General features: G+C 38.8%; 15 protein-coding genes. 13 read left to right on the plus strand and 2 right to left on the minus strand.

The features are described from left to right. Positions 1-181: 181 nt before the first annotated feature. The 4 genes from H6G57_RS02685 (at position 182) to H6G57_RS02700 (ending at position 5,830) form a co-directional block, all read left to right on the plus strand. Positions 182-1,756, plus strand: a complete 1,575-nt coding sequence (locus H6G57_RS02685; RefSeq protein WP_190515779.1) for a sulfotransferase domain-containing protein — start codon at positions 182-184, stop codon at positions 1,754-1,756. 47 nt (positions 1,757-1,803) lie between these two features. After that, the gene (locus H6G57_RS02690) at positions 1,804-3,066 is read left to right on the plus strand and encodes a glycosyltransferase family 4 protein (protein WP_190515781.1); all 1,263 of its coding nucleotides are present in this window, start codon (positions 1,804-1,806) and stop codon (positions 3,064-3,066) included. A 434-nt stretch (positions 3,067-3,500) separates the two neighbouring features. Beyond that, positions 3,501-3,644 (plus strand): hypothetical protein, encoded by a 144-nt coding sequence (locus H6G57_RS02695; RefSeq protein ID WP_190515782.1) that lies wholly within the window; start codon positions 3,501-3,503, stop codon positions 3,642-3,644. A gap of 194 nt (positions 3,645-3,838) precedes the next feature. Continuing rightward, positions 3,839-5,830, plus strand: a complete 1,992-nt coding sequence (locus H6G57_RS02700; RefSeq protein ID WP_190515784.1) for a calcium-binding protein — start codon at positions 3,839-3,841, stop codon at positions 5,828-5,830. A gap of 201 nt (positions 5,831-6,031) precedes the next feature. On the opposite strand, the gene H6G57_RS02705 is transcribed toward H6G57_RS02700, so the two are convergent. After that, positions 6,032-6,955, minus strand: coding sequence for a calcium-binding protein (locus H6G57_RS02705; RefSeq protein ID WP_242048848.1), 924 nt, complete (start codon positions 6,953-6,955; stop codon positions 6,032-6,034). A 49-nt stretch (positions 6,956-7,004) separates the two neighbouring features. Beyond that, positions 7,005-8,738 (minus strand): glycosyltransferase, encoded by a 1,734-nt coding sequence (locus tag H6G57_RS02710; RefSeq protein ID WP_190515786.1) that lies wholly within the window; start codon positions 8,736-8,738, stop codon positions 7,005-7,007. Between the two features lie 107 nt (positions 8,739-8,845). Between H6G57_RS02710 and H6G57_RS02715 the strand changes: the two genes are divergently transcribed. From H6G57_RS02715 to H6G57_RS02755, 9 genes are all read left to right on the plus strand, one after another. Further along, the gene (locus H6G57_RS02715; RefSeq protein ID WP_190515787.1) at positions 8,846-11,515 is read left to right on the plus strand and encodes a glycosyltransferase; all 2,670 of its coding nucleotides are present in this window, start codon (positions 8,846-8,848) and stop codon (positions 11,513-11,515) included. Between the two features lie 260 nt (positions 11,516-11,775). Next, positions 11,776-12,528 carry a peptidylprolyl isomerase gene (locus tag H6G57_RS02720; protein WP_190515789.1) on the plus strand — a complete coding sequence of 251 codons (753 nt, stop codon included), beginning with the start codon at positions 11,776-11,778 and terminating at the stop codon, positions 12,526-12,528. Continuing rightward, positions 12,525-15,533, plus strand: coding sequence for a peptidase domain-containing ABC transporter (locus H6G57_RS02725; protein WP_190515791.1), 3,009 nt, complete (start codon positions 12,525-12,527; stop codon positions 15,531-15,533). The genes H6G57_RS02720 and H6G57_RS02725 overlap by 4 nt, the downstream gene beginning before the upstream one ends. A gap of 233 nt (positions 15,534-15,766) precedes the next feature. Further along, complete coding sequence (locus tag H6G57_RS02730) at positions 15,767-17,590, plus strand: chromosome partitioning protein ParA (RefSeq protein WP_309235633.1); 1,824 nt, start codon at positions 15,767-15,769, stop codon at positions 17,588-17,590. 196 nt (positions 17,591-17,786) lie between these two features. Beyond that, positions 17,787-19,559, plus strand: a complete 1,773-nt coding sequence (locus H6G57_RS02735) for a hypothetical protein (protein ID WP_190515794.1) — start codon at positions 17,787-17,789, stop codon at positions 19,557-19,559. 94 nt (positions 19,560-19,653) lie between these two features. Further along, positions 19,654-20,202 carry a dTDP-4-dehydrorhamnose 3,5-epimerase gene (gene rfbC, locus H6G57_RS02740; RefSeq protein ID WP_190515795.1) on the plus strand — a complete coding sequence of 183 codons (549 nt, stop codon included), beginning with the start codon at positions 19,654-19,656 and terminating at the stop codon, positions 20,200-20,202. After that, the gene (rfbD, locus tag H6G57_RS02745; RefSeq protein ID WP_190515797.1) at positions 20,199-21,074 is read left to right on the plus strand and encodes a dTDP-4-dehydrorhamnose reductase; all 876 of its coding nucleotides are present in this window, start codon (positions 20,199-20,201) and stop codon (positions 21,072-21,074) included. Before rfbC ends, rfbD begins: the two co-directional genes overlap by 4 nt. A 74-nt stretch (positions 21,075-21,148) precedes the next feature. Then, on the plus strand, positions 21,149-22,222 hold the full coding sequence (locus H6G57_RS02750; protein WP_190515799.1) for a glucose-1-phosphate thymidylyltransferase: 1,074 nt from the start codon (positions 21,149-21,151) through the stop codon (positions 22,220-22,222). Further along, on the plus strand, positions 22,219-23,088 hold the full coding sequence (locus H6G57_RS02755) for a glycosyltransferase (RefSeq protein ID WP_190515800.1): 870 nt from the start codon (positions 22,219-22,221) through the stop codon (positions 23,086-23,088). The genes H6G57_RS02750 and H6G57_RS02755 overlap by 4 nt, the downstream gene beginning before the upstream one ends. Positions 23,089-23,098 lie beyond the last annotated feature (10 nt).

A 23,098-nucleotide genomic window follows, 5' to 3' on the forward strand; every position in this document is an offset into this window, starting at 1 on the left:
GAAGTTTGAATTGATATTAAATTCTTTGCCAATTCATAACCGAAACAGTAAACCAGTTAGAGTATAATCTAAATCAGTGATCAGTTTTGTCATGTTAGAGTCCTGACCAGTTAACAATTGACGATTAACGGTTGACAGACAACTTAATTATACTGATTATTCAAAAGGAGGAGCATCACCCTTGATTCAAACAAGGACAATCTATTTTGAACCTCTTCCCCCACCCCATTTTATCATTATTGGGGTACAAAAAGGGGGAACTAATTCTCTGTATCATTACTTATGTCAACACCCTCAAATTGTAGCAGCAACTCAAAAAGAAATCCATTTTTTCACCTTAAATTATGATCAAGGTTTAGATTGGTATCAGTCTCAATTTTCCCCGGAGGCGGAGGGACAGCAGATCCTTACAGGTGAAGGTTCTCCTTATTACTTATTCCATCCCTTAGTTCCTCAACGGCTATATGAGTCTTTCCCTGAAACTCGATTAATTGTCTTATTAAGAAATCCCGTTGATCGAGCCATTTCCCATTACTATTGGGAAGTGAAGTTAGGATATGAATCCTTATCTTTAGAAGAGGCGATCGCACAAGAAGCTAAACGACTCCAAGGAGAAACTGAAAGAATTTGTTCAGAGGTTAATTATTTTAGTTTTAACCATCAACATTATTCGTACCTTGCGCGGGGACTTTATGCAGAACAACTGCAAAGATGGATGCAGTTTTTTCCTAGAGAACAATTCTTAATCCTCAAAAGTGAAGATTTATATTCAGATTCTGCAAGAGTTGTCAATCAAGTGTTTGCCTTTTTAGGACTCCCGGATTATCACTTATCCAGTTATGATAAATACAATGCTAATACTTATGTAAATGCTAACCCAATCATTCGTCAAAAATTAGAAGCCTATTTTCTCCCCTATAACCAAAAATTAACACAGTTACTCGGTGGAGATTGGAGTTGGGGAATCTCTGAATCTTCCTGTGATTTTCAGTCTACTTTATCACAGTCTCCTCAAAATATTAGTTCTACCTCTACCTTATTATCGGTGAAATCCATGACAAAAGTTGATTATGAATCCGCTTGGGATAATTATGCTAAAAATTGGCAAAGTACAAGCTCAGAAGAAGTTTATATTGGAGATGAATGGATTGGAGTTGCTGCTGGTGCTGCGAATTCCCTCGAAGAATATGAATCTTTAATAGAACAGAAATTTATTGCTCCCTATATTCAGAAACATCATCAAGTTTTAGAAATTGGTGTAGGAGGGGGTAGAACAGCCGCTTTATTATTGAACTATTGCGATCGTCTTGTATGTGCTGATATTTCTCAACAACTTCTGAATGCAACTCAAAATCGGCTGGGAAATGAACGAGTTTCTTATATTAAATTAGATGGCTTAACCCTAGATGGAATTGAGCCTCAGTCCTTAGATGTTTGTTTTTGCTACGACACCCTAGTCCATATTGAACCCCGAGATATTTTTAACTATTTAACTCGGATTCCCGCTTTATTAAAAGGCGATCGCTTGTGTATTTTCCACCATACCAATCTTTTAAGTGAATTAGGCTGGAAGAAATTCTTACAGGATTGGGATAAAAATTTATTAGGAAAGCGACATGGAACCGCATTTTCCTTAATGACTGATACCATAATGGAGAAATTTTTGACCCATTTAAACTATGAAATTCTTCAAAAAGATACTGAATCCGTACCCAGAGACTGTGTATGGATTTGTAAAGCTCCTGAAGTTCTGTAAACCTTAAAAAACATAATTTCTGTTAAATTTTATCTCTCAACGTCCTCATGAAAGCACTGTTTTTACACCCTAATTTTCCCGCCCAATACCGCCATATCATTACAGCTTTGGGTGCAGATCCCAATAATCAAATTGTATTTGGAACAAAAAATGAGCGTCCCGAATGGAATATCCCCGGAGTTGAAAAAGCCGTCTTTAATCCCAGTCGAGAAGCCAGTGCTGAAACCCATCAATATGTTCGGGTTTTAGAAAGTGCCGTATTACATGGACAAGCCGTATTTAGAATGGCAGAACAACTCAAAGCCAAAGGATTTGTCCCCGATGTAATTTGCGGTCATTCCGGTTGGGGGCCGACTTTATTTGTCAAAGAAGCTTTTCCGAATATCCCCTTATTGTGTTATTTTGAATGGTTTTATCATTCCGAAGGATCGGACGCTGACTTTGATCCGGCTGATCCCCTCACTGTTGATGATAAAGCTCGAATTCGGGTTAAAAATACCCCGATTTTAATTGACTTATATTCCTGTGATCGGGGTATTTCACCCACCTATTGGCAACAGTCTCAATTTCCGCCTGAACTGCGGCAAAAGATTTCTGTCCTTCATGATGGCGTTGATACCAGTTATTTTCAACCCAATCCTGGGGCAAAATTGGTCTTACCCAATTTAGATTTATCCGGCGTTGAGGAACTGATTACTTATGTCGGACGGGGGATGGAACCCTATCGAGGATTCCCTGAATTTATTGAAGCCGTAGCTTATATTCAAGAACGTAGACCTAACTGTCATGTGGTGGTGGTGGGATCGGAACGAGTTTGTTATGGTAAACCTTTACCCAATGGTATGAGCTATAAAGACTATATGCTCAAAAAAATCCCCTTGGATCTGTCTCGAATTCATTTTGTAGGGCCACTTCCCTATGGCCAATATTTACAAGTGATTCAGGCTTCAGATGTTCATATTTATTTAACACGGCCCTTTGTCCTATCCTGGTCAATGATTGAATCCCTATCAACAGGCTGTTTAGTCATTGGCTCAGATACGGCCCCCGTGCGAGAAGTGATTCAAGATGGAGTCAACGGCCTACTGGTCGATTTCTTCTCTCCCAAACAGATTGCAGATCGAGTTGATGAAGTGCTAGATCATCCAAATCGTATGGCTCAATTGCGAGTAAAAGCTCGTGAAACCGCCTTAGAACGTTATGATTTGAGCAAACTCTTATCAAAACATCTGCAATTGATTACAGAAGTAGCAAATCGTTCTTTTCCCGCAACCATCGGCCGAGTTGAACCCGGAATGGTTTTGCAATAGGGAGGGAACGAGATGTTATTTCTGTTGCTGTCTAAACGGGGGAACTTCTGATCAGAAGTTAATGAGGAACCTTTTTGTCTGGGAACCCGTCTGACAGGGTGAAGGAACTTAAAATAAAGTGCCTTTTCTGACTTCAGAGTGATGGCTTCAAGACAAACTGAGAATGAGAATTTTCAAGACAGAATTGATAGTAAACTCTAGCAGTCGAAACGGCCATATCTATCTAGTAGACAAGAGTCAGCACCCCGCTCTAAAGAGACAGGGCTATAAGCGGAGCGCAGGCTACGCCAACAAGCCTCTGACTTTAGATAGCTGACCAGCTATAGTCTTAACTGACTACGTTATCGGTAAGTGTTAAAGACCCACCAAGGGATGCGAAGCTAGTCCGTTGCTCTGGAACTCGAAAGTTAAACAGTTTTACGAGGGGTAAGACAGTGCTGATCGAGATAGTACCGACCGATAACATTGGCGAAGCTAACATTACCCTAGCAATAGGAGTGGGAGAAATCCCAAAAAACCGGGAATCGGCAAATACAGCAATTTTTGTCGGTTCCCAATCTAATATTCACGGGGAATAAATTCCCCTGAGTCGTGTTTCCTCTGTTGTCTAAAGACGCTGAGTTTTTACACTTCCCATGAGGTTTTTATGATAAAGGACTAGACTTGCTGGAGACAAAAAGGTTAAACTACTGCCGAACAAGGTATGGTGTTTTCAGTAGTGTCTGTCATCCCAACAGAATCTAATGACATTATTGCAGAGGAGTGAAATCAAATGACAACAAATTTAGGCCCAGGGCCCCAATATTATGATCAGGATGTGGGCTTCGCCCCTAAACCCGATACCATTCTGGGTGAAGGTGGAAACGACACCATTCTCTCTTCGACCCTAGGTGGAAGTCTAATCGACGGTGGTGCCGATAATGATATTTTGCAAAGCAGAGGCCCTGGGGATACAGTTATCGGTAACACAGGTAATGATTCCCTCCGATCTCAACAGCTTCGCACTGTTCTAATTGGAAATGCAGGCCGTGACACCTTATCGGCGGATTTAACAGCCAGCCTCTATGGAGGGGTAGATAATGACTTTTTGATTGGTCAATCTAGTAATAATTTCCTCAATGGAAATAAAGACTCAGATACCCTGCTGGGTGGAATTCAAGGTGGAGATTTACTCTATGGTGGTCAAGGAGATGACCAGCTTGGATTTGTCAATGCCAGTGGCCAAAGTAATCTCACCGGTGTTGTTGTTGCTGGAGCAGTAGGCGGCAGTAACCAAGGAAATAACTATGTCTCTGGAGATAAAGGCAGAGACAGTATTGTTGGGGTTAATAACGGGGATAGCCTCCTCGGTGGTGATGATAATGACTCTATCATTGGTGTAGGTAGTCTGAACCTCTTGGATGGCGGTAGTGGAAACGACACCCTTATCGTTCAAAATCCAATAGCCACATTACAATTCTCTACAACTCCTGCTGTTGTTGGTCTAAGCCAAATTACCCTAACGGGCGGTGTGGGTGACGATTCTCTCTACGGTGGTATTGGTCGCTTTGCAGAGGGCCAGAACTACATGGATGGTGGAGACGGGAACGATACCATCCGAAGCTTTGCGATTCAGGATGCCCTGTATGGGGGTGAAGGCAATGACTTAATCACCACAGGAACCACAGATGTTTTAACCACTCAAGGTAGCACCAGCCAACCCGGTTTTGTAGGTGAAAGCACCCTGTATGGCGGTGGCGGAAATGATACTTTAGTCGCTGCCTTTAGTACAGATGTCCTCTATGGTGATGCTGGGAATGACAGCCTCTCTGGAAAATTCACCCTGTTAGATGGTGGAGATGGCAATGACACCCTCTACGGAGGAAATTGGACATTACCTGATAGCTCCGGGAGACTTCCTGTGGTTACCTTATCGGGTGGTTCGGGTAACGACTATATCTATGGCGCCTTAGGTTCAGTCGCGAATGTTTATAATGGTGGTGTCGGTGATGACACGATTATCTTTACCACAACTAATGATAGCCTCCTCGGTGAAGGTTCCTCAGAGGGTAATGACAACATTTCCTTTGTGGGTGGTTTAGCCTCTGGCGCTACCATAACGAGCTTTGTCTTATTTGATACCCTAGGCAATAACACTATTTCCGGTAGTGATGGCAATGATAGCATTGTTACCGGAAGTGGCGCTGACTTCCTGCAAGGGGGAAGCGTTGCCGCGAGTGCGGGAACCTCCGTTGGTTTCGGAGATGACACCATTATCTCTGGTGGTGGCAATGACTACCTCTTCGGGGGTTCTGGACAAGACGTACTGTTCGGTGAGGACGGTGACGATACCCTGCAAGGTAGCACCAACCAAGATACCTTAGTCGGAGGTGCCGGTGCTGATGTCTTCCTGTACCAGTTCAAATCCGATGTCAATGGTACTTTAGCTGACTTGATTACTGACTTTAATTCGGGTGAAGATAACATCTACTTCTCTCGTGGGGCTGGAGGCTTTGCCTTTGAGTTGCGTCCGGGTGTCCCAACCACTGAACTGTCTTTCGAGCAATTTATCGTTCTCGATAAAGCCAGTTACAATGGCGCGGCTGCCAATACTCAAGCACCAACAAATGTCGGCCCTGTATTGGTGTACGAGGAAACCAGTGGAGCATTATGGTATGACTCCGATGGCGGTGGTGCAACTCCGGCTGATTTAGTTGCCTTCATGAAACAGCCAGACAATACAATTCCGACCCTGACCCGGACAGATTTTACAATCATTATCTAGGTTAGGTTGACAGATCAGGAGAAAGAGACGGGCTTTACACACTAACTTTTGAGTTCTATTCGCTTTTTCTCCCCTTTAATTTTGTCAATAGGTTAATAACAAAAAGACCGAGATCAATTTAATTTCTCGGTCTTTTTTTATAGAGATAGTAGGCAACAGGTAACACCGGAGAAAAAGATTTTACCGTATAGATTTGCTGCATCAGTCTTTTTCTGATGCTACAGGGTTTGATAAGGGCGCACTTGTTTCTGTAGTGTTATCTTCATCAAAATGTTTAACTTGTCTTCCAATTAAGTTTAGAAAACCTGAACCAAAGTGTTGAATTTCCAAAAAATTAGCGTGGGCGGCAGTCGGTTTATAAAGTTTAAATGTTTTCATAATTCCTAGGGTTGCTGCACTTTCTAACGGCCCAATAAAACTACAATCTCGATCTAAAAAATACGGTTGTTTTGCCCAAAATTCCATTTGTTCAGCATTTAAAAAGAAACAACCCGAATGGGGATTTAAAGGACGTTTGAAAGAAACAGCCTGTTCCATGACTTTACCAATAAACTGAGGCTGATCTTGAATATTTTGAAAATTAGCCGTGATATGGGGTAAAAGATCTCCATCAATATAAGCCTTAATCACTTTGCTGTGGGGAGAAACTTCGTAACGGTTTGGTTGTAAAAGACAGCTATTTCCTGTATGACGATTAAACCAATTTAACTTAACGAAAAACCAAGGATCATGCAGAATCAAATCATCTTCTAAATAACAATAATAATCATACTGACCCAAATATTCACGTAACACTCGATGGCATTCAAATCCCAGTAACATTGGTTCTGTTTGGGTCGAGTAATGCTTACAAAACGATGAAGGTAAAGGAATGTTAGCGAGTAGGTGATACTGTTGAGTAGTACAAATGACAATATCAACTTGATAATTGTGTTCTGTATTGACTGGAATTGTCACACATTGAGCAATATCAATCATGCAATGGGATTGACTATACAGTTCTCGTAAAGCAGTTAAGGCAAATACTAAAGCAGTAATTCTTGGGCGATGATCTTTACTTAAAGAGGCGTGTTTTCCATCTCCATCAGGATTAAAAAAGTGAGGAATCGTAAATAAAATTCGCATAATTTAAAACTAAATAATTTAAGTTTGATTTTTGCTATATTCTGGGGAATTATCTAAATAATTCAGGAACTCGTTGACGGAGTTCTTCATTCAAACTGGGTAACTGATCTCGCATTTTTAAATACCAGTCTCGTCGCTGTTGATAATGTTGGCAGAGTAAACGGTGATCTCCTACCCAATGATAGGCATTCATTGCAATTTTCCGTCGCAATGAAGTATTCATAATGAGTTCATTCAAATACATTTCAAATTGTTGAATCGTTCGATAAATTAAACCAGTTTCTTCGTGAATTATTGATTGTTCATATACCGTTGGACTTGCTAAAACCGCAACGCCATGACCTGCACATTCTAAAAACTTTAAATCCGATTTCATCAGATTTACAGGTGTCGGCATTAGAGGCAATAAAGCAATATCGCAACTTTGGAGAATATGATTATATCTATCATAACTGCAAAAGGGTTCAAATTCTTTCTCAGATATTTCTAACTGATCAAAAAACCGACGATCATGAATCACCTTGATTTGAACATGAGTTTGATGACGGAGTAAAACCCGATTTAAAGCTTCCATAATCGGTTGCCAATCCTGTTCTCGATTTAAAGCCCCAAAAAACAAGGTTACTCTTGAATTAGAATAGATTCGAGGGGGGGGTAAAGTCAACAAATGATTTTTGAAAATGGCAACATGGGGATTAAATTGTTGTAAAAATAAAGCTAAGGGTTTTGTAGAAGTTTGTACACCATGACATCCCCGATAACTCAGATAACGATGTTCAGCATACTCCCTCCTTCGTAAAGGATTATCATCAATTTCAGCAATAATTAAATAATCCTGTGTTAACAAATTTTTTAAGAGTTCCAAATGATGATCATAAGATAAAATTGTCCGTTGCCAAATAAAAACCTTTTCTTCTTCGGGTAAAATTGAACCAGTAGGAATCGATTTAGATGCAGAAATGGTTCGAGTTCCAGGTATTGTTGCACTCAATTGATCAGGTTCTAATACTCGAAGGCGATCGCATCCTGTGGGAGCCATGATTGCCGTTTGAATTAATAAACGACGAGGAGGTTGAAGGGATTTTATAGCGCGAACCAGATAATATTCTGCTGCGGTTTGAGTCGAAAAACGATTAGCATCTAACCCTAAACCTTCTCGAATAGGTTGAATTAAGTGAAGAAATTGTTGAAATTCATCATCTTTTTTTCCTCTAGTTTGAATTTCATAAATATATAAACCAGCTTCCCAAAATAGGGTTTGAATAGCGTCTAAAGTTAATCCCCTCTGGCTCGTATCTTCTTGGCTTAAAATTCCTCCTTTTCCCTGGATTATCTTAATAATATTTCGCCAATACTGACTATTCGGAATACAAGCTAAAACTTGACCCCCCTGTTTTAACCATCGGGTATGATTCTGTAAGCTCTTTAAGGGATTTCTGATTTGGGGTAAGATTGAATCATAGATCAAACAATCTACTGTTCCTTCTTCTAATTCTAATGCAATTGTTTCTAACTGGTCGATTGAACTCAGGATGATTTGATCTAACCCTTTTGTGACCTCTGGACTTAATTCTGAATGGATTAAAATTCCCCAATAGAAACTTTGAGGATTAATTCGCTTATAATAAGAACCAGTTGTTCCTGTTAGACAGCCTACATCTATCAAGACTTGAGCATGAGGAGGTAAAAAATTCAGTAACTCCGACGGTCGTTCAACGGATTTCAAAGATGGACTCGGATTTAGGCTGTCATCACTGACTTCATCTGGGGTATCTCTATTCATAACTTTTAGCGGAATAAGAGCTATTTTATAAATAACAGGTTTGAGGTCATACTTGCAAGTTTATTTCAGTATTCCCAGTATTTAATACAATTTATAACATAATTTTTATGCCGAGAGTCACCGTTATTATTCCAACTTACAACCAAGAACAATATATTTCAGAAGCTATTGACAGTGTTTTAAACCAAACCTATCAAGATTTTGAAATTATTATCACCAATGATGGTTCTTCTGATCGAACCCTAGAACGTATTCAAGAAAAATCAGATCCTCGAATTCGCTGGTTTTCTTTTGAACAAAATCAAGGTGTTAGTATAGCAGCAAACCATTGTATTCGTCAGGCGACTGGAGAATTCATTGCAATTTTAGACTCTGATAATATTTTTTTACCAGATAAGCTTGAAAAACAAGTCAATTTTTTAGACCATAATTCTCAGTTTGATGCTGTTTTTACTTATGCAGAAATTATTGATAAAGCAGGAAATCCGCACCTCGGAAAAGAAACTGCTTTCAAAAAAATATTTTCTCAAAAAAATAAAAATCGTTTTCAATGGTTAAATTCTTTCTTTTATTGTGATAATTCTCTGTGTAATACCAGTGTTTTAATCAAGAAAAAATGTTATGATCTAATTGGATTATATGATCCTCGATTACGTCAAGTTCATGACTTAGACTTTTGGATACGTTTATGTCTGAAGTCTGAAATTTATATTTTACCTGAACCCTTGGTTTTATTTCGGTTTCATGATAGCAATATTAGTGAAGTAACAACTGAAAATATTATTCGACATATTTGGGAAATTCCTCAACTGCTTCAACATTATCTCAGTCCAGAAGTTTGCCAGATTTTTAACACAATTTTTCCTCAGCAGTCCCTAATTCAAGCTCCCATTACACCGGATGATCTGCAATTTTTAATGGCAAAATTGGCTTTAACGGTTCATCGTCTCAGTCATCAGTATTTTGGAATTTCTACCTTATATCAGTTAATGAATAATGCTGAAACGGCTGAATACATTGAAAAAAAATATTCTTTTAAATATGCAGATTTAATTCATCTCGCAGGAATTCATGATGCTTTTCAATTAACAAACAACAGAAAACTTAAGCAAAAACTGGAAATAGCTCAAAAAGAACTGGAATCAATTCAAAATCAAAATCAAATTTTACAAAAAAAATTAGCTATAATTTCTGATTCAGCTAGTGTTGAAACTGACTCAGATGTAATTCAAGTTATTCCTTTGGTGAGTATATTAATTCCAACTTATAATGGAGAAGAATTTATAAAAACTGCTCTTCAAAGTGCTTTAGAACAAACCTATCCTAACTTAGAAATTATTATTTCTGATGATGCTTCAACAGATAACACGATAAAAATTGCTGAAGCTTTTCAAGAGAAATCTTCTATTCCTTATCGAATTCTGACTCATTCTAATTATGGATTAGTCAAAAATCTCAATTTTTGTATTAAACAAGCTCAAGGAAAGTATATAAAATTTATTTTTCAGGATGATTGGTTAGAGCCGAATTGTATTGAAGAAATGGTGAATTTAGCCGAACAAGATCCAGAAATCGGTTTGGTTTTTTCTCCGCGTCAAGTTGTGATTCATCCCCATTCAACATCCGATTTTATTTGTCAATCTGCTTATAAAGGTGCCGTTAATTTACATCAAAAATGGTCTAATTTAAAACCTATTCAATGGGGTCAAGATCTTTTGTCCGATCCCAACTGTTTAATAGGAGGGTTAAATAAAATTGGTGAACCTACAACTGTATTAATTCCTAAACAGGTTTTTGAAGAATTAGGAGGATTTGATCCTAATCTTCAGCAACTTTTGGACGTGGATATGTGGTGGAGAATTATGGGACGTTATAAAATTGGTTTTGTCGATCAAGCTTTATCTTCCCTTCTCATCCATAAAAATCAACAAACTCAAGTTAATATTGCTCAACAGGAAAATTACAAAGATTATGAGAGACTTTATTTAAAACTTTTGCAAGATTCAAGTTATTCTTTTTTAAGTTTATCTTTGAAAAAAATAATTTTACATAAAGCTTTATTTAATTCAAAATTTTATCTAAAATTAACAAAAAATTTAATCAGTCAATATCAAAACAATCCTCGTCCCAAAATCATAGAAACTCTTCAATTAGTTCGCCAAATTTTAGTTCAATATTGGTTAACTTTAGATCCAACAGAGTTAGAAACTCAATATCCCCACGAAATTCGTCCCATTTATCAACTTTTTTTAAACAGTAATCTAGTTGATGAAGAAGTTAGTGAAATCGAGCAACATTGGATTGAGGAAATTAAAGATAAGCTTTCTCAAGGTTTATATTCAGGTGATTTAATTTCTGAACTAATGGGATTGATGTTATATCAAAGAGCTTATCAACTTCCTTTGATCTATAAAAATGCGGTGATTCCTTACTATTTTTTCCCTGACTTTATGACTTGGCTATTTAAAAGTATTGATCATTTTAAAATCCTAGAAAATATAGAAAAATATATTTATTTTCAAGAAGATTTATTGGCTTATATTACTCAAAACTTAACCGCAAATTCATCCTCTCATGAACTGTGGATCTATATAGCTCAATCTTATTTTCAATATTCTCAACTCAATTTTGAGAATTTAAACTCTATTAGCCTCCAGAAGATTTATGCTTATAGAAACCAAATAATTGATTTTTTGGTTCAACACTCAAAGGCCACTGATCCAAATCGATCCATTCAACCAGTTTTAGCAATCGATGCACAACCAGAAGACAGCTAGATCATCAGTATCCGAGTCCTGATGGGGAACCCAAAAGCTATCCGCCACGTCACTGTATGGACAGCAAACTATGAGTGTCAACAGCCCAAAGAGAATTTTTTCAGCAGTTTCCCAGAAGTTGAGGTAATTTAGAGATGATCAATTCAGTGAGGGGGTAAACGGTCTGCTATTATTTGGACAAAGAGATGAGATGCGGTAGTCACTCTAGGACTACTCAAGGTAAATTTGAAAGGGGTAGTGAAAGTCGGTTGGAGAGTTCAATGACAGGAGCGTTCAAAGTCGGAGAAACTATTATCACAGCAGAGGATCTACCATCGCTGCTCAAACGTTATCAGTTAATGCCTTTATTTCTGCGCGAAGTGATTTTGGAACAAGCGATCGCTAAGATTACTTGTACAGAAGAAGAACGAGCAGCGGCTCTCGAAAGATTTGATTCGCAACACCAACTAACTTCCCCAGAAGCGAAAGCAGCTTGGCTAGCCGCTTACGATATGACCCCAGAACAATTGGTGGAAATGGCAGAACGCCCTGTGAGAGTGGAAAAATTCAAACAAGAGACATGGAGTGGTCGAGTCGAAAATTATTTTCTCAGTCGCAAAGGTAATTTAGATCAAGTTGTCTATTCTTTAATTCGGACTAAAAATCCAGGTTTGGCTCAAGAACTCTATTTTAGAGTAGCGGAAGGAGAAAATACTTTTGCTGAGGTTGCCCGTGAACATTCAGAAGGGCCAGAATCTCGGACAGGAGGGTTATTAGGGCCAGTTCCGGTATCTCAGCCTCACCCGGCGATTAGTAAACTTTTGTCTGTGAGTCAACCCGGTCAACTCTGGGCTCCTCGTCCCCTAGCAGAATGGTTTGTGATTATTCGCTTAGAAAAATTCCTTCCGGCTCAATTAGACGAATCTATGCGTCGCCGGATGGTTGACGAAATGTTTGAAAATTGGCTACGAGAGCAATTGGCTCAAGTGGGCTCGCTACAACCTCTTCGTACTTCAGTGTCTTCAGTGTCATGACAACATCTGCCGTTTCTCAGTCCCAAATTCAGAGCTTTTTAGCTGAAACCAGCCCTTTTGATCGGCTCTCAGAGAAGGCCCTTCAAAGCTTGCTACCCAAATGCCAACTGTTGGGCTACCGCACCGGACAACCGATATTTGAACGAGATAAACTGCCCACTCAAATTACGATAATTTATCAAGGACAGGCTCGACTGCTGGGTTTTGACCCCAGAGCGCAACGTCATGTTAGTTTAGGCTTACTCGGAGCTAGAGAAATTATAGGCTGGGGAGGGTTAATCCGAGGGGTGCCTTGTGAGACAGCGATCGCTTCAACGGATACGATTTGTATTACGCTGTCGGCTACGGATTTTCTACAATGGGTCGCTAAAGAACCCGCTTTTGGGGAGGCATTCCGGGATCACGCTTCTGTGAGTGAGGTTTTTGAACTTTTAAGCCAATATCTGCACGCACAAGCAGTTCCGGTTAATAATATCAAGACTCTAGCCCAGGATCTTTGGCAAGATGCTGTGGTGCTGAATTTGCTGAATGGCAATAATAAAGTTAAGGATCTGCAAAATTTACTTGATCCGAATCGGATTTGGTTGGTGAGTAGTGGAACGTTGGGCAGTTTGACTCCGGGTAATCGGGTTTTATTGGAGGAGGGTCAGCAATCTTATAAGGCGGAAGGGCCACAGGGGGTGCGATTAATTGGTTTGCGAGAACCGGTTTATGAAGAAGAATCTCCCCCGGAAAGCGATGGCTCAGAAAGTGTTTCTCAGGACTCAACTTCTAGTGTTCGCAAAATAGATTTATCGGCGGTTACTCCGGCTCCTGATGTTCCTCCGATTCCAGAACCGACAAATTTGCCTAAAGCCGCTCAACGGTTCCCGGTGGTTAGGGGTCGTGGCAAGATTGAGGCGCCTCTGGCTTGCTTTAATATGATTGCTAAATTCTTCGGGATTAACTTTAAAAAAGATGTCGTGCGCCGGGTTTTAGATAATCAGTTGGCGACAGTGGGCAATATCAGCTTACAGGCTTGTGGAGCCGTCACGCAGATGTTGGGGATTAATGCTCAGTTGGTGCAGATTCCAGCGAGGGCCGTCGGTCGGTTGAAGGCTCCGGCGATGGTGGTGTGGCGAGATAGTTTTGCCATTCTTTATAGCATTACCGAACGAGAATTGGTGTTGGCAACCCCAGAAAAAGGTTTGACTCGGATGCGTCCGGGGCAGTTTACGGAGGTTTGGGGTGAAGAAGGACAGGTGCTTTTGTTGCAAGCGCCGCGAGTTGACCAGAAAGAGCAGTTTAGTTTCTGGTGGTTTTTACCCGCCTTGATGGAGCATCGCACCACCTTTGTTGAGGTGTTGCTGTCTTCGTTTTTTATTCAAGTGTTTGGTTTAGTCAACCCCTTGGTGAGTATGGTGATCATTGATGCGGTCATCGGACAGCGTAATTTAGATGCTCTGAATATTCTGGGGATATTGCTGTTAGGGGTTGCCCTGTTTGAAGGGTTGTTGACGGCATTGCGAACTTATTTGTTTGTGGATAGCTCCAACCGAGTTGATATTAAGCTGACGGCGGAGATTATTGACCATATGTTGCGGCTGCCTTTGGGGTATTTTGATACCCGACAGGTGGGAGATTTAATGAGTCGTTTTAATGAGTTAGGGAATATCCGTAACTTCCTAACGGGGACGGCTTTAACGGTGGTATTGGATGCCGTGTTTTCAGTGGTTTATGTAGCAGTGATGTTTGCCCTCAGTCCGATGCTGACTTTGGTGGCTCTGGCACCTTTACCCTTGTTTGCGGGGATTATTTTTGTGTTTTCTCCGGTGATTATGCGACTGATCCGCAAACGGGCACAATTGGCGGGGACAGCTATGGCTTATATCGTGGAAGTGATTAGTGGAATTCAAACGATTAAGTCTCAAACCATTGAGTTGACGGCTCGTTGGCGGTGGCAGGGGATGTATGCTCGGTATATGAGTGCAGGTTTGCAGACGACTCTGACCCAAACGGCGGCGGGTACGATGAGTGATTTCTTGAATAAGATTGGGGGAATTGCTCTGTTGTGGGTGGGGGCTTATTTGGTGATTAAACAAGAGTTAACCATTGGGGGTTTAATTGCCTTTCGGATTATTTCAGGAAACGTGACAGGCTCCTTATTGCGGTTTATCAGTGTTTATCAAAACGTGCAGGAGGTGGCAATTTCGGTGGAACGGTTGCGGGACATTGTAGATAGCTATCCTGAAGCAGATGAGGCGGATCGCAATAATATTCCGTTACCCGAAATTGAAGGGTCAGTAACGTTTGAGGAGGTATCTTTCCGATTTAATCCAACTGGGCCTTTGCAGTTGGCTAACGTGAATTTAGATTTTCCTTCTGGGTCTTTTGTGGCGATTGTGGGATTGAGTGGATCGGGTAAGAGTACGTTGATGAAGTTGTTGCAGCGTTTATATGCTCCTTTGTCGGGTCGAATTTTAATTGATGGTTATGATATTAATAAAGTAGAACTGTATTCTGTCCGCCGTCAATTGGGGGTGGTACTACAAGATACCCTCCTGTTTAATGGAACGGTTCAGGATAATATTGGCTTGAGTAACCCCGAAGCCAGTAGTGACGAAATTATTCGGGCGGCTAAAATTGCAGCGGCACACGATTTTATTATGGGTCTTCCCAATGGTTACAATACCCCTGTGGGGGAAAGGGGAACGGCGTTATCAGGGGGACAACGACAACGGGTGGCGATCGCACGGACGGTGTTACAAAATCCGAAGTTGTTAATTTTAGATGAGGCGACGAGTGCTTTAGATTATCAATCGGAACGTTCTGTGATTAATAATTTAATGGATGTGTTTCATGACCGCACGGTGTTTTTTATTACTCACCGTCTCAGTGCTGTCAAAAATGCGGATGCAATTATTATGATGGATCAAGGGTCTGTTGTTGAACAAGGAAACCATGATGAGTTAATTGCTCTGAAGGGACGTTATTACTGTCTGTATCAACAACAAGAAGCCCATTAATCAGTGATCAGTGATCAGTGATCAGTCAACAGCAATGAGTCAAAGAAATAAAATCAAGATTTTTAGCTGTTGAAAACAACTGGAACTGCTTCTTAACTCTTGCACTGATAACTGGTACAGACGTGCCATGGCACGTCTCTACTGCTAACTACTAACTACTAACTGCTAACTACTAACTGATTATGAAATCTGTATCACTGATTGATCAACCTGTTATTCTTGAGAAACCGGCAATGTGGTCTCATATGTTTCTCTGGATGATCATGTTGATAACGACTTCAACAGTTGTTTGGGCTTATTTTTCTCGGATTGAACAAACGGTTCCTGCTGTGGGGGAACTAGAATATAAAGAAGGTGCTAGAGAGATTCAAGCTCCAACTACGGGTGCGGTGGTGAGGCTGCACGTTGAAAATGGCGATCGCGTGCAGAAAAACCAACCGCTTCTCACCTTCAGCCCCACAAACCCTAGTGCTGATATTAAGTCTTTGGCTAAATTACAAGGGACTCTCAAGGAGGAAAACCAATTTTATAATAGTATTATTCAGGGAAATGGCAGGGGAAATTTACCGGCTCAGTGGGAAACGATGGTTAAGGATCGGGAGGCGAGATTACAAGAAAATGAGGTTTTAACGGGTTTAATTAATGAACTTTATAATAATCAAGGTCGAGCCATTAACTATAGTCCCACTCAATCGGGTGTAGTGGCGAATTACCGGGCTGAATTTCTATCTCGTGTGTCTGCGGTTGAGGGACGAATTGTTGAGTTTAAAAAACAACTGGAACAAACAGAAAATTCGATTCGGGCGACACAAGAACAAGTTCAATATGCGACGAATCAAATTCGCTATTCTGAAGAACAATTAGACTTAGCGAAGGCTCAACTTAATAAGTCTCAAGAGTCTTTGGATCTGAACGAATCGATTTTGGGTCAAATTGCTCCGTTGGTTGAAGAAGGGGCGATGTCTGACTTAAATAAAAAACGTCAGGAACAAGAGGTTTTAAGAAGTCAAAATGAGTTTTTACGTCAGCAAGATCAAATCACTACTCGTCAAAGTGAAATTAATGCCCGTAAGAGTGATGTTGAGAAACAAAAAGCTGAAATTAGACGATTAGAAGATGAAAAACAGAAGGTTTTAGCTTCTATTGATCGGACAGAACAAGAATTGCAAAATACAAAGGATGGGTGGGCAAGAGAATTGTATCTTCGGGTTGAAGAAAATAAAAAACAAATTGCCAGTATTGATTCTCAATTAAGCCGATATAAACTGGATAATGAAAAACGCTTAGGAGAGGTTAATGCTCAGTTGGAAAAAGTTGAAGAACAACGAGATACTCAAGTTCTACGTTCCCCGGTGGCTGGGGTGATTTATGATTTACAGCCCTCAACAAAACAGGATTCTGAACTGGATCTGAAAAAGGATGAAATTTGCAGTTATGTCAATGATCAAGTTTTAAAATCGGGTGATCCGAGAATGAAGCGTTGTAATGAAGCATATTATGAAGCTCAACAAACGGAAAAGCTTATGCAAATTTTAGCGGATGATAAGGGACTGGAAGCCACAATTTATATTAAAAATACTGATTTAGCTTTAGTGCTGAATGCTTTACGAGTTAAGCGCAAATTTTTACAGCCTTATGATGGTAAAACGGTGGCTGGAGAAGTGATTGAATGTAAAGCTGAAAAAGATTGTATTTGTCCAGCATCTCCAGAAGCTCGACAAGAAATTGGAGTAACTGATATAGATTGTATTCCGGTGGAAGTCTCGATTGATGCTTTCCCCAATGATCAATTTGGCATGGTTCCCGGACAGTTAAAATGGCTGAGTCAAGATGCGATTAAACCTGATCCAGAAAAGGGCCGTCAATATTTTACTTTTAAAGGAAAAGTGAAATTAGATAAGCAAAACTTTACCTTAGATGAACAGAAAGATATTAAGGTGGGTTTACAGTCAGGTATGTCAGTGAATACCAAAATTAATGTAGGTAAACGGTCTGTACTTGATATATTCTTAAATCGCTTTACAGGTCGAATGAACAGTATTACAAACTTGAAGTAATTTAATCAGTTATCAGTGTAGAGACGCGCCATGGCGCGTCTGTACCAGTTATCAGTTATGACTGTAAATCACTAATAGTTGGTAACTGATATTCTATTAAGCATATCAATTTCTGATTCGGAAATTGTTAAATCCTTGTAGTATGAGCGTCGTCGGATTCTATGGTTTAAATACTTAACAGCTTAATTGGTAACTAATGGCTAAAAACTCCTCCTCTTTTGTCGATTTTCCTACTACTATTTTAGGGCTGTTATATTTAATCCCTATTTTGGGAATTATTGGATTTATTATTAAGTTTGGAGTGAATGTTCCGTTTTATGATCAATGGGTTGTACCTGCTTTATTTAAAAAAACAGCCACAGGAACATTACAATTCAAAGACTTATTTGAACTTCATAATAACCATCGAATCTTATTTCCTCGTTTAATTTTTATTATTTTAGGGTTTATTTCGAGTTGGAATATTAAATTAGAGCTTTTTTTTAGCTTAGGGTTAGCAATACTAACTTTTATTTTGTTATATAAACTTTCGGTTAATACCTCCAAAAATCACAACTCTTTTTTTTACTTTACTAATTTATTAACTGCTTTAATATTTTTCTCCTTAGCTCAATCTGAAAACTGGCTCTGGGGGTTTCAAATTGCTTTGTTTCTCATTAATTTATGTGTAATTTTCAGTTGTTTTATTTTAACACAAGAGCAAGTTCAACCTACCCAAAAATTATTAATTGCAACGATTCCTTGTTTAATTGCTAGTTTTTCATCTGCACAGGGTTTAATGAGTTGGTTAGCTTTAATTCCTTCCATTACAGTCCTTACAAAGGAAGCTAACCTTAGAAAAAAATATTTAATATTATGGTTAATACTCTTTACCATTTCAACTTTAATTTACTCAATAGAATATACTCAAGAACCAAAAATAATCAATCTTTCACTTCTCGAACAATTGTTCACTGCGAGTCACTTCTTTTTTAATTTAATTGCTGCACCCCTAACAAATTCTTATACTTTAAGCCTGGGGATCGGATTAATAATTGTATTAAATTTTATAGGATTAGGATTTTACTGTTTCAGAAACCGAAAAGCTCAAGACTATTTATTGAAATCCTGCTCTCCTTGGTTTTCCATTGGAATATTTTCTATATTATGTTCAATTTTAATAACATTAGGTCGTTATGATTATGGAGCGAATTATGCCATTGATGCTTCTCGATATACGACTCATTCTTTACTATTAATTATTGCTGTTATTCAACTTTGGTTTATTGTTATTACTCAATCTCAAACTCTAAACAAAAATTATAGTCTGAAACTGATTTATAGTTTTATAGCGGGAATTTTAGTTTGTTTAATTGGGGTAAAATCAGAAATAGCGATCGCTCAAGCACAAACAGATTTAATCAATAAACAACGAGGTAAAACCTGCTTAGAACTCATTAACTATTTAGAAGACTCTAACTTCTTCAAAACCCATCCTGATCGCTGTTTATTAAGATTAAGTAAAACAACCTGGTGGATTCAAGATGGTGTCAAAAAACTCCAGACAGTCCACCTCAGAAATTGGGCAAATAATATAACCTTTAAACCCGAATCAGAACAAGTTTATGGTTATATTGACTTTCCTTTTTCCCGTGATCAACCCTTGAAAATCAAACCCCAAGACTCTATTGTTTTAAAGGGATGGGCAATTTTTCCCCAGACTCAAAATCAACCCCAACTTGTCTTTTTTTCTCAAGGAAATCAACAATCCTTTTTCGCCAATGCTAATGTCGGTTTAAATAGTCCAGATATTGCTCAGGTACTAGATTCCCCACTCTATAATTATGCACGATGGCAGGTGCAAATTTCCACCCATGAATTGGATTATGACTTAGGAAACATAACGATTAAAGCTTGGGTCTATAATTCTGATAGTCATGAATTTTTCCCGTTAAAGGGGGAAGTTAAGATAATTGTTGAGAAAGACTAACCCGTTCTTAACCTTGAAGTGAACGTTAATTCGGTTTTCATCAAAGCAACAATTTGGTACAATATTTAATCGCTGACCACTGATTAACCTAAATATGAATATTATTCCAACTTCAATTCCCGATGTTCTCATCATTGAACCCAAAGTTTTTGGGGATGAACGCGGCTTTTTCTTTGAAAGTTTTAACCATAAAGTCTTTGCTGAAAAGACTGGAATTACCTCAGAATTTGTACAAGATAATCATTCTCGTTCTGTTAAAGGAGTTTTGCGAGGTTTGCATTATCAAATTCAACAAACACAAGGTAAATTATTGCGTGTTGTTGCGGGAGAAATTTTTGATGTCGCCGTAGATATGAGAAAAAGTTCTCCCACTTTTGGACAGTGGGTCGGTTGCATTCTGAGCGCAGAAAATAAGCGACAATTTTGGGTTCCCCCAGGATTTGCTCATGGATTTTTAGTGATTTCAGATATTGCTGAAGTCTTATATAAAACCACAGATTATTATGCACCACAATACGAGCGTTCTTTACTGTGGAATGATCCTGATGTCGGAATTGATTGGCCCCTGAATGGAATTACACCAATTTTATCAGCAAAAGATCAAGAAGGTCAACCCTTAAAAACGGCGGAGTTTTTCTCATGACAAAAATTTTATTGATTGGAAAAGATGGTCAACTCGGTCAAGAATTACAGCCTTTTCTGACTTCTATGGGGTCGTTAGTTGCTGTCGGACGGGATACTCTTGATTTATCTCAACCTCAAATTATTGAACAAATAATAGAGGACATTCAACCCGAATGGGTGATTAATGCTGCGGCTTATACGGCTGTGGATAAGGCAGAAAGTGAACCGGAATTAGCAATGAAAATTAATGGAATTGCGCCCGGTATTTTAGCAAAAGCTTGTCAACAATTAGATGCTAAATTAATTCACATTTCTACAGATTATGTCTTTGATGGAACCCAAAGCCATCCTTACATTGAAACTGATTCTACTCATCCCTTGGGTGTCTATGGTCAATCGAAATTAGCTGGAGAAATTGCTATTCAAGAAACCCAAGCCAAATTTGCAATTATTAGAACCGCTTGGGTTTATGGCGTAGGGGGAACCGGAAATTTTGTCAAAACTATGTTACGGTTGGGAAAAGAACGGGAAGAAATTCGCGTTGTTAGTGATCAAGTAGGAAGTCCAACTTGGACAGGAGATTTAGCACAATCAATTGTCCAATTAATGCCACTTTTAAATTCTGAAACCTACGGAATTTATCACTGTACTAATAGTGGTGTTACCAGTTGGTATGATTTTGCGATCGCTATTTTTGAAGAAGCCAAACTATTAGGTTTTCCCTTAAAAATTGAACGGGTAATTCCAATTACAACCCCCGAATATCCAACGCCAGCAAGTCGTCCGGCTTATTCGGTTTTAAGTGGGAAAAAATTAGCCAATCTTCTCGAAACTCATACTCCCCAATGGCGTCAGGGATTGCGTAAAATGTTACAACAATTAAACCCGTAGAGACGTGCCACGGCGCGTCTCTTTCTACAAAACAATCGATGAATTAATCAACTATTAACCCTTAACGATTAATTATGAAAGCGCTGATTCTATCTGGTGGAAAAGGAACAAGATTACGCCCTTTGACGTACACAGGTGCAAAACAATTAGTTCCCGTCGCTAATAAACCGATTTTATGGTATGGAATTGAAGGAATTGTAGCGGCTGGAATTACAGAAATTGGCATTATTATTAGTCCAGAAACAGGAGAAGAAGTTAAAAATTTAACCGGAAATGGCGATCGCTTTGGAGCCAAAATTACCTATATTTTACAAGAACAACCCGCCGGATTAGCTCATGCTGTTAAAGTCGCTCAACCCTTTTTAGAAGATTCTCCCTTTATTATGTATTTGGGAGATAACTTAATTGAAAGTCAACTTAATCAGTTTGTAGAACGCTTTAAACAGCAACAACTAGACGGGTTAATTTTATTAAGAAGTGTCCCTAATCCCACCGCCTTTGGGGTCGCTGTTGTTGATGATCAAGGACGAGTTTTACAGTTAGTTGAAAAACCCAAAGTTCCCCCTTCAAATTTAGCCTTGGTGGGGGTTTATTTCTTTGATAAAACGATTCATGAAGCGATCGCTCAAATCCAACCTTCTGCACGGGGAGAACTAGAAATTACCGATGCAATTCAACAACTGATTAATAACCAGAAAAAAGTTGAAGCTTGTAATCTGGAAGGATGGTGGTTAGATACGGGTAAAAAAGATGATTTGTTGAGTGCGAACCAAATTATTTTAGATTCTTGTATTATCTACGATGTTCAAGGAGAAGTAGACGAAAACAGTCATATTTTAGGACGGGTTAAAGTCGGTAAAGGGACAAAATTAGTCAACTGTAGTGTACGGGGGCCAGTCATTATTGGGGAAAATTGCTATTTAGAAAACTGCTTTATCGGCCCCTACAGTAGTGTTGCGAATAAAGTCACTTTAATTGATGCTGAAATCGAACATAGTGTCATCTTGAGTGAAGCTAAAATTATTGGGATTAATCAACGCATTGTGGATACGGTTATTGGCCGTCGAGCAACTTTAAGTACCGCACCTCAACGACCGAAAGCATTACGGTTTATGATTGGAGATGATAGTCAAATAGAATTAGCGTGATTTACTGGATAACGGTTAATTATTACTCCACCGAACTGATTCAACGATTAATTGATTCAATTGTAGAGACGTTGCATGCAACGTCTCTACAGGGGATAAATTATCAAGTAATTATTATCAATAATTCTACCGATGATGTCTCTATTCATCAGTTGAAATCTCCCTCTATTTTAGTATTAAATGCAGCCGAAAATATTGGTTTTGGTCGAGCGTGTAATCTTGGGTTAAATTGGGTTTACCAACAAAATGATCAAGCTATTGTATGGTTAATTAATCCCGATGCTATTGTACCGAAAAATTCTCTAACAAAAGCAACTCAGTTTTTTGAGCAAAATTCTCATATTTCTCTATTAGGAACAGTTGTTTATAATTTCCAGAATGAGGTTGAGTTTGGCGGTGGAGAGTTTATTCCAGAAACGGGAAAAATAGCAGAATTAAAGATAATTTCAAAAGAACTGCAAACGCAATCTTATGTTTTGGTAGATTGGGTATCAGGATGTAGTTTATTAATTAATCTAAAAAACTTTAAGTATTGTCCTCAATTTGATCAAGATTATTTTTTATATTATGAAGACTTTGATTTTTGTCGGCGTTATGCTCAACAAGGACATTTGATTGCATTAACCCATCAACTTCAGGTTATCCATCAAAGTTCATCAATTACAGGTAAAAATCCTAGTTTAAAAATCCAACAAAGTATTTACAGTTATTTATTAACCCTAGAAAAGCATACATCAAAACAGGTATTATTATATCGATTATTCCGAATTACTGTGGTTGCAATTTTTTCCCTCGTTAAAGATCCTAAAGTTTCCTTGAGTAAATTAAAAGGGGTTTGTCTCTATTGGAAAAGACTGGTAAAATAAAAATAATTGC

The sequence above is a fragment of the Planktothrix sp. FACHB-1365 genome (assembly GCF_014697575.1).
Classification (GTDB): domain Bacteria; phylum Cyanobacteriota; class Cyanobacteriia; order Cyanobacteriales; family Microcoleaceae; genus Planktothrix.

Coding starts and splice junctions, on each gene's coding strand:
- H6G57_RS02705 (WP_242048848.1), bottom strand. CDS start 6,955: ATGCGAATTTTATTTACGATTCCTCACTTTTTTAATCCTGATGGAGAT.
- H6G57_RS02720 (WP_190515789.1), top strand. CDS start 11,776: ATGACAGGAGCGTTCAAAGTCGGAGAAACTATTATCACAGCAGAGGAT.
- H6G57_RS02750 (WP_190515799.1), top strand. CDS start 21,149: ATGAAAGCGCTGATTCTATCTGGTGGAAAAGGAACAAGATTACGCCCT.
- H6G57_RS02700 (WP_190515784.1), top strand. CDS start 3,839: ATGACAACAAATTTAGGCCCAGGGCCCCAATATTATGATCAGGATGTG.
- rfbC (WP_190515795.1), top strand. CDS start 19,654: ATGAATATTATTCCAACTTCAATTCCCGATGTTCTCATCATTGAACCC.
- H6G57_RS02725 (WP_190515791.1), top strand. CDS start 12,525: ATGACAACATCTGCCGTTTCTCAGTCCCAAATTCAGAGCTTTTTAGCT.
- H6G57_RS02710 (WP_190515786.1), bottom strand. CDS start 8,738: ATGAATAGAGATACCCCAGATGAAGTCAGTGATGACAGCCTAAATCCG.
- H6G57_RS02715 (WP_190515787.1), top strand. CDS start 8,846: ATGCCGAGAGTCACCGTTATTATTCCAACTTACAACCAAGAACAATAT.
- H6G57_RS02730 (WP_309235633.1), top strand. CDS start 15,767: ATGTGGTCTCATATGTTTCTCTGGATGATCATGTTGATAACGACTTCA.
- rfbD (WP_190515797.1), top strand. CDS start 20,199: ATGACAAAAATTTTATTGATTGGAAAAGATGGTCAACTCGGTCAAGAA.
- H6G57_RS02690 (WP_190515781.1), top strand. CDS start 1,804: ATGAAAGCACTGTTTTTACACCCTAATTTTCCCGCCCAATACCGCCAT.
- H6G57_RS02735 (WP_190515794.1), top strand. CDS start 17,787: ATGGCTAAAAACTCCTCCTCTTTTGTCGATTTTCCTACTACTATTTTA.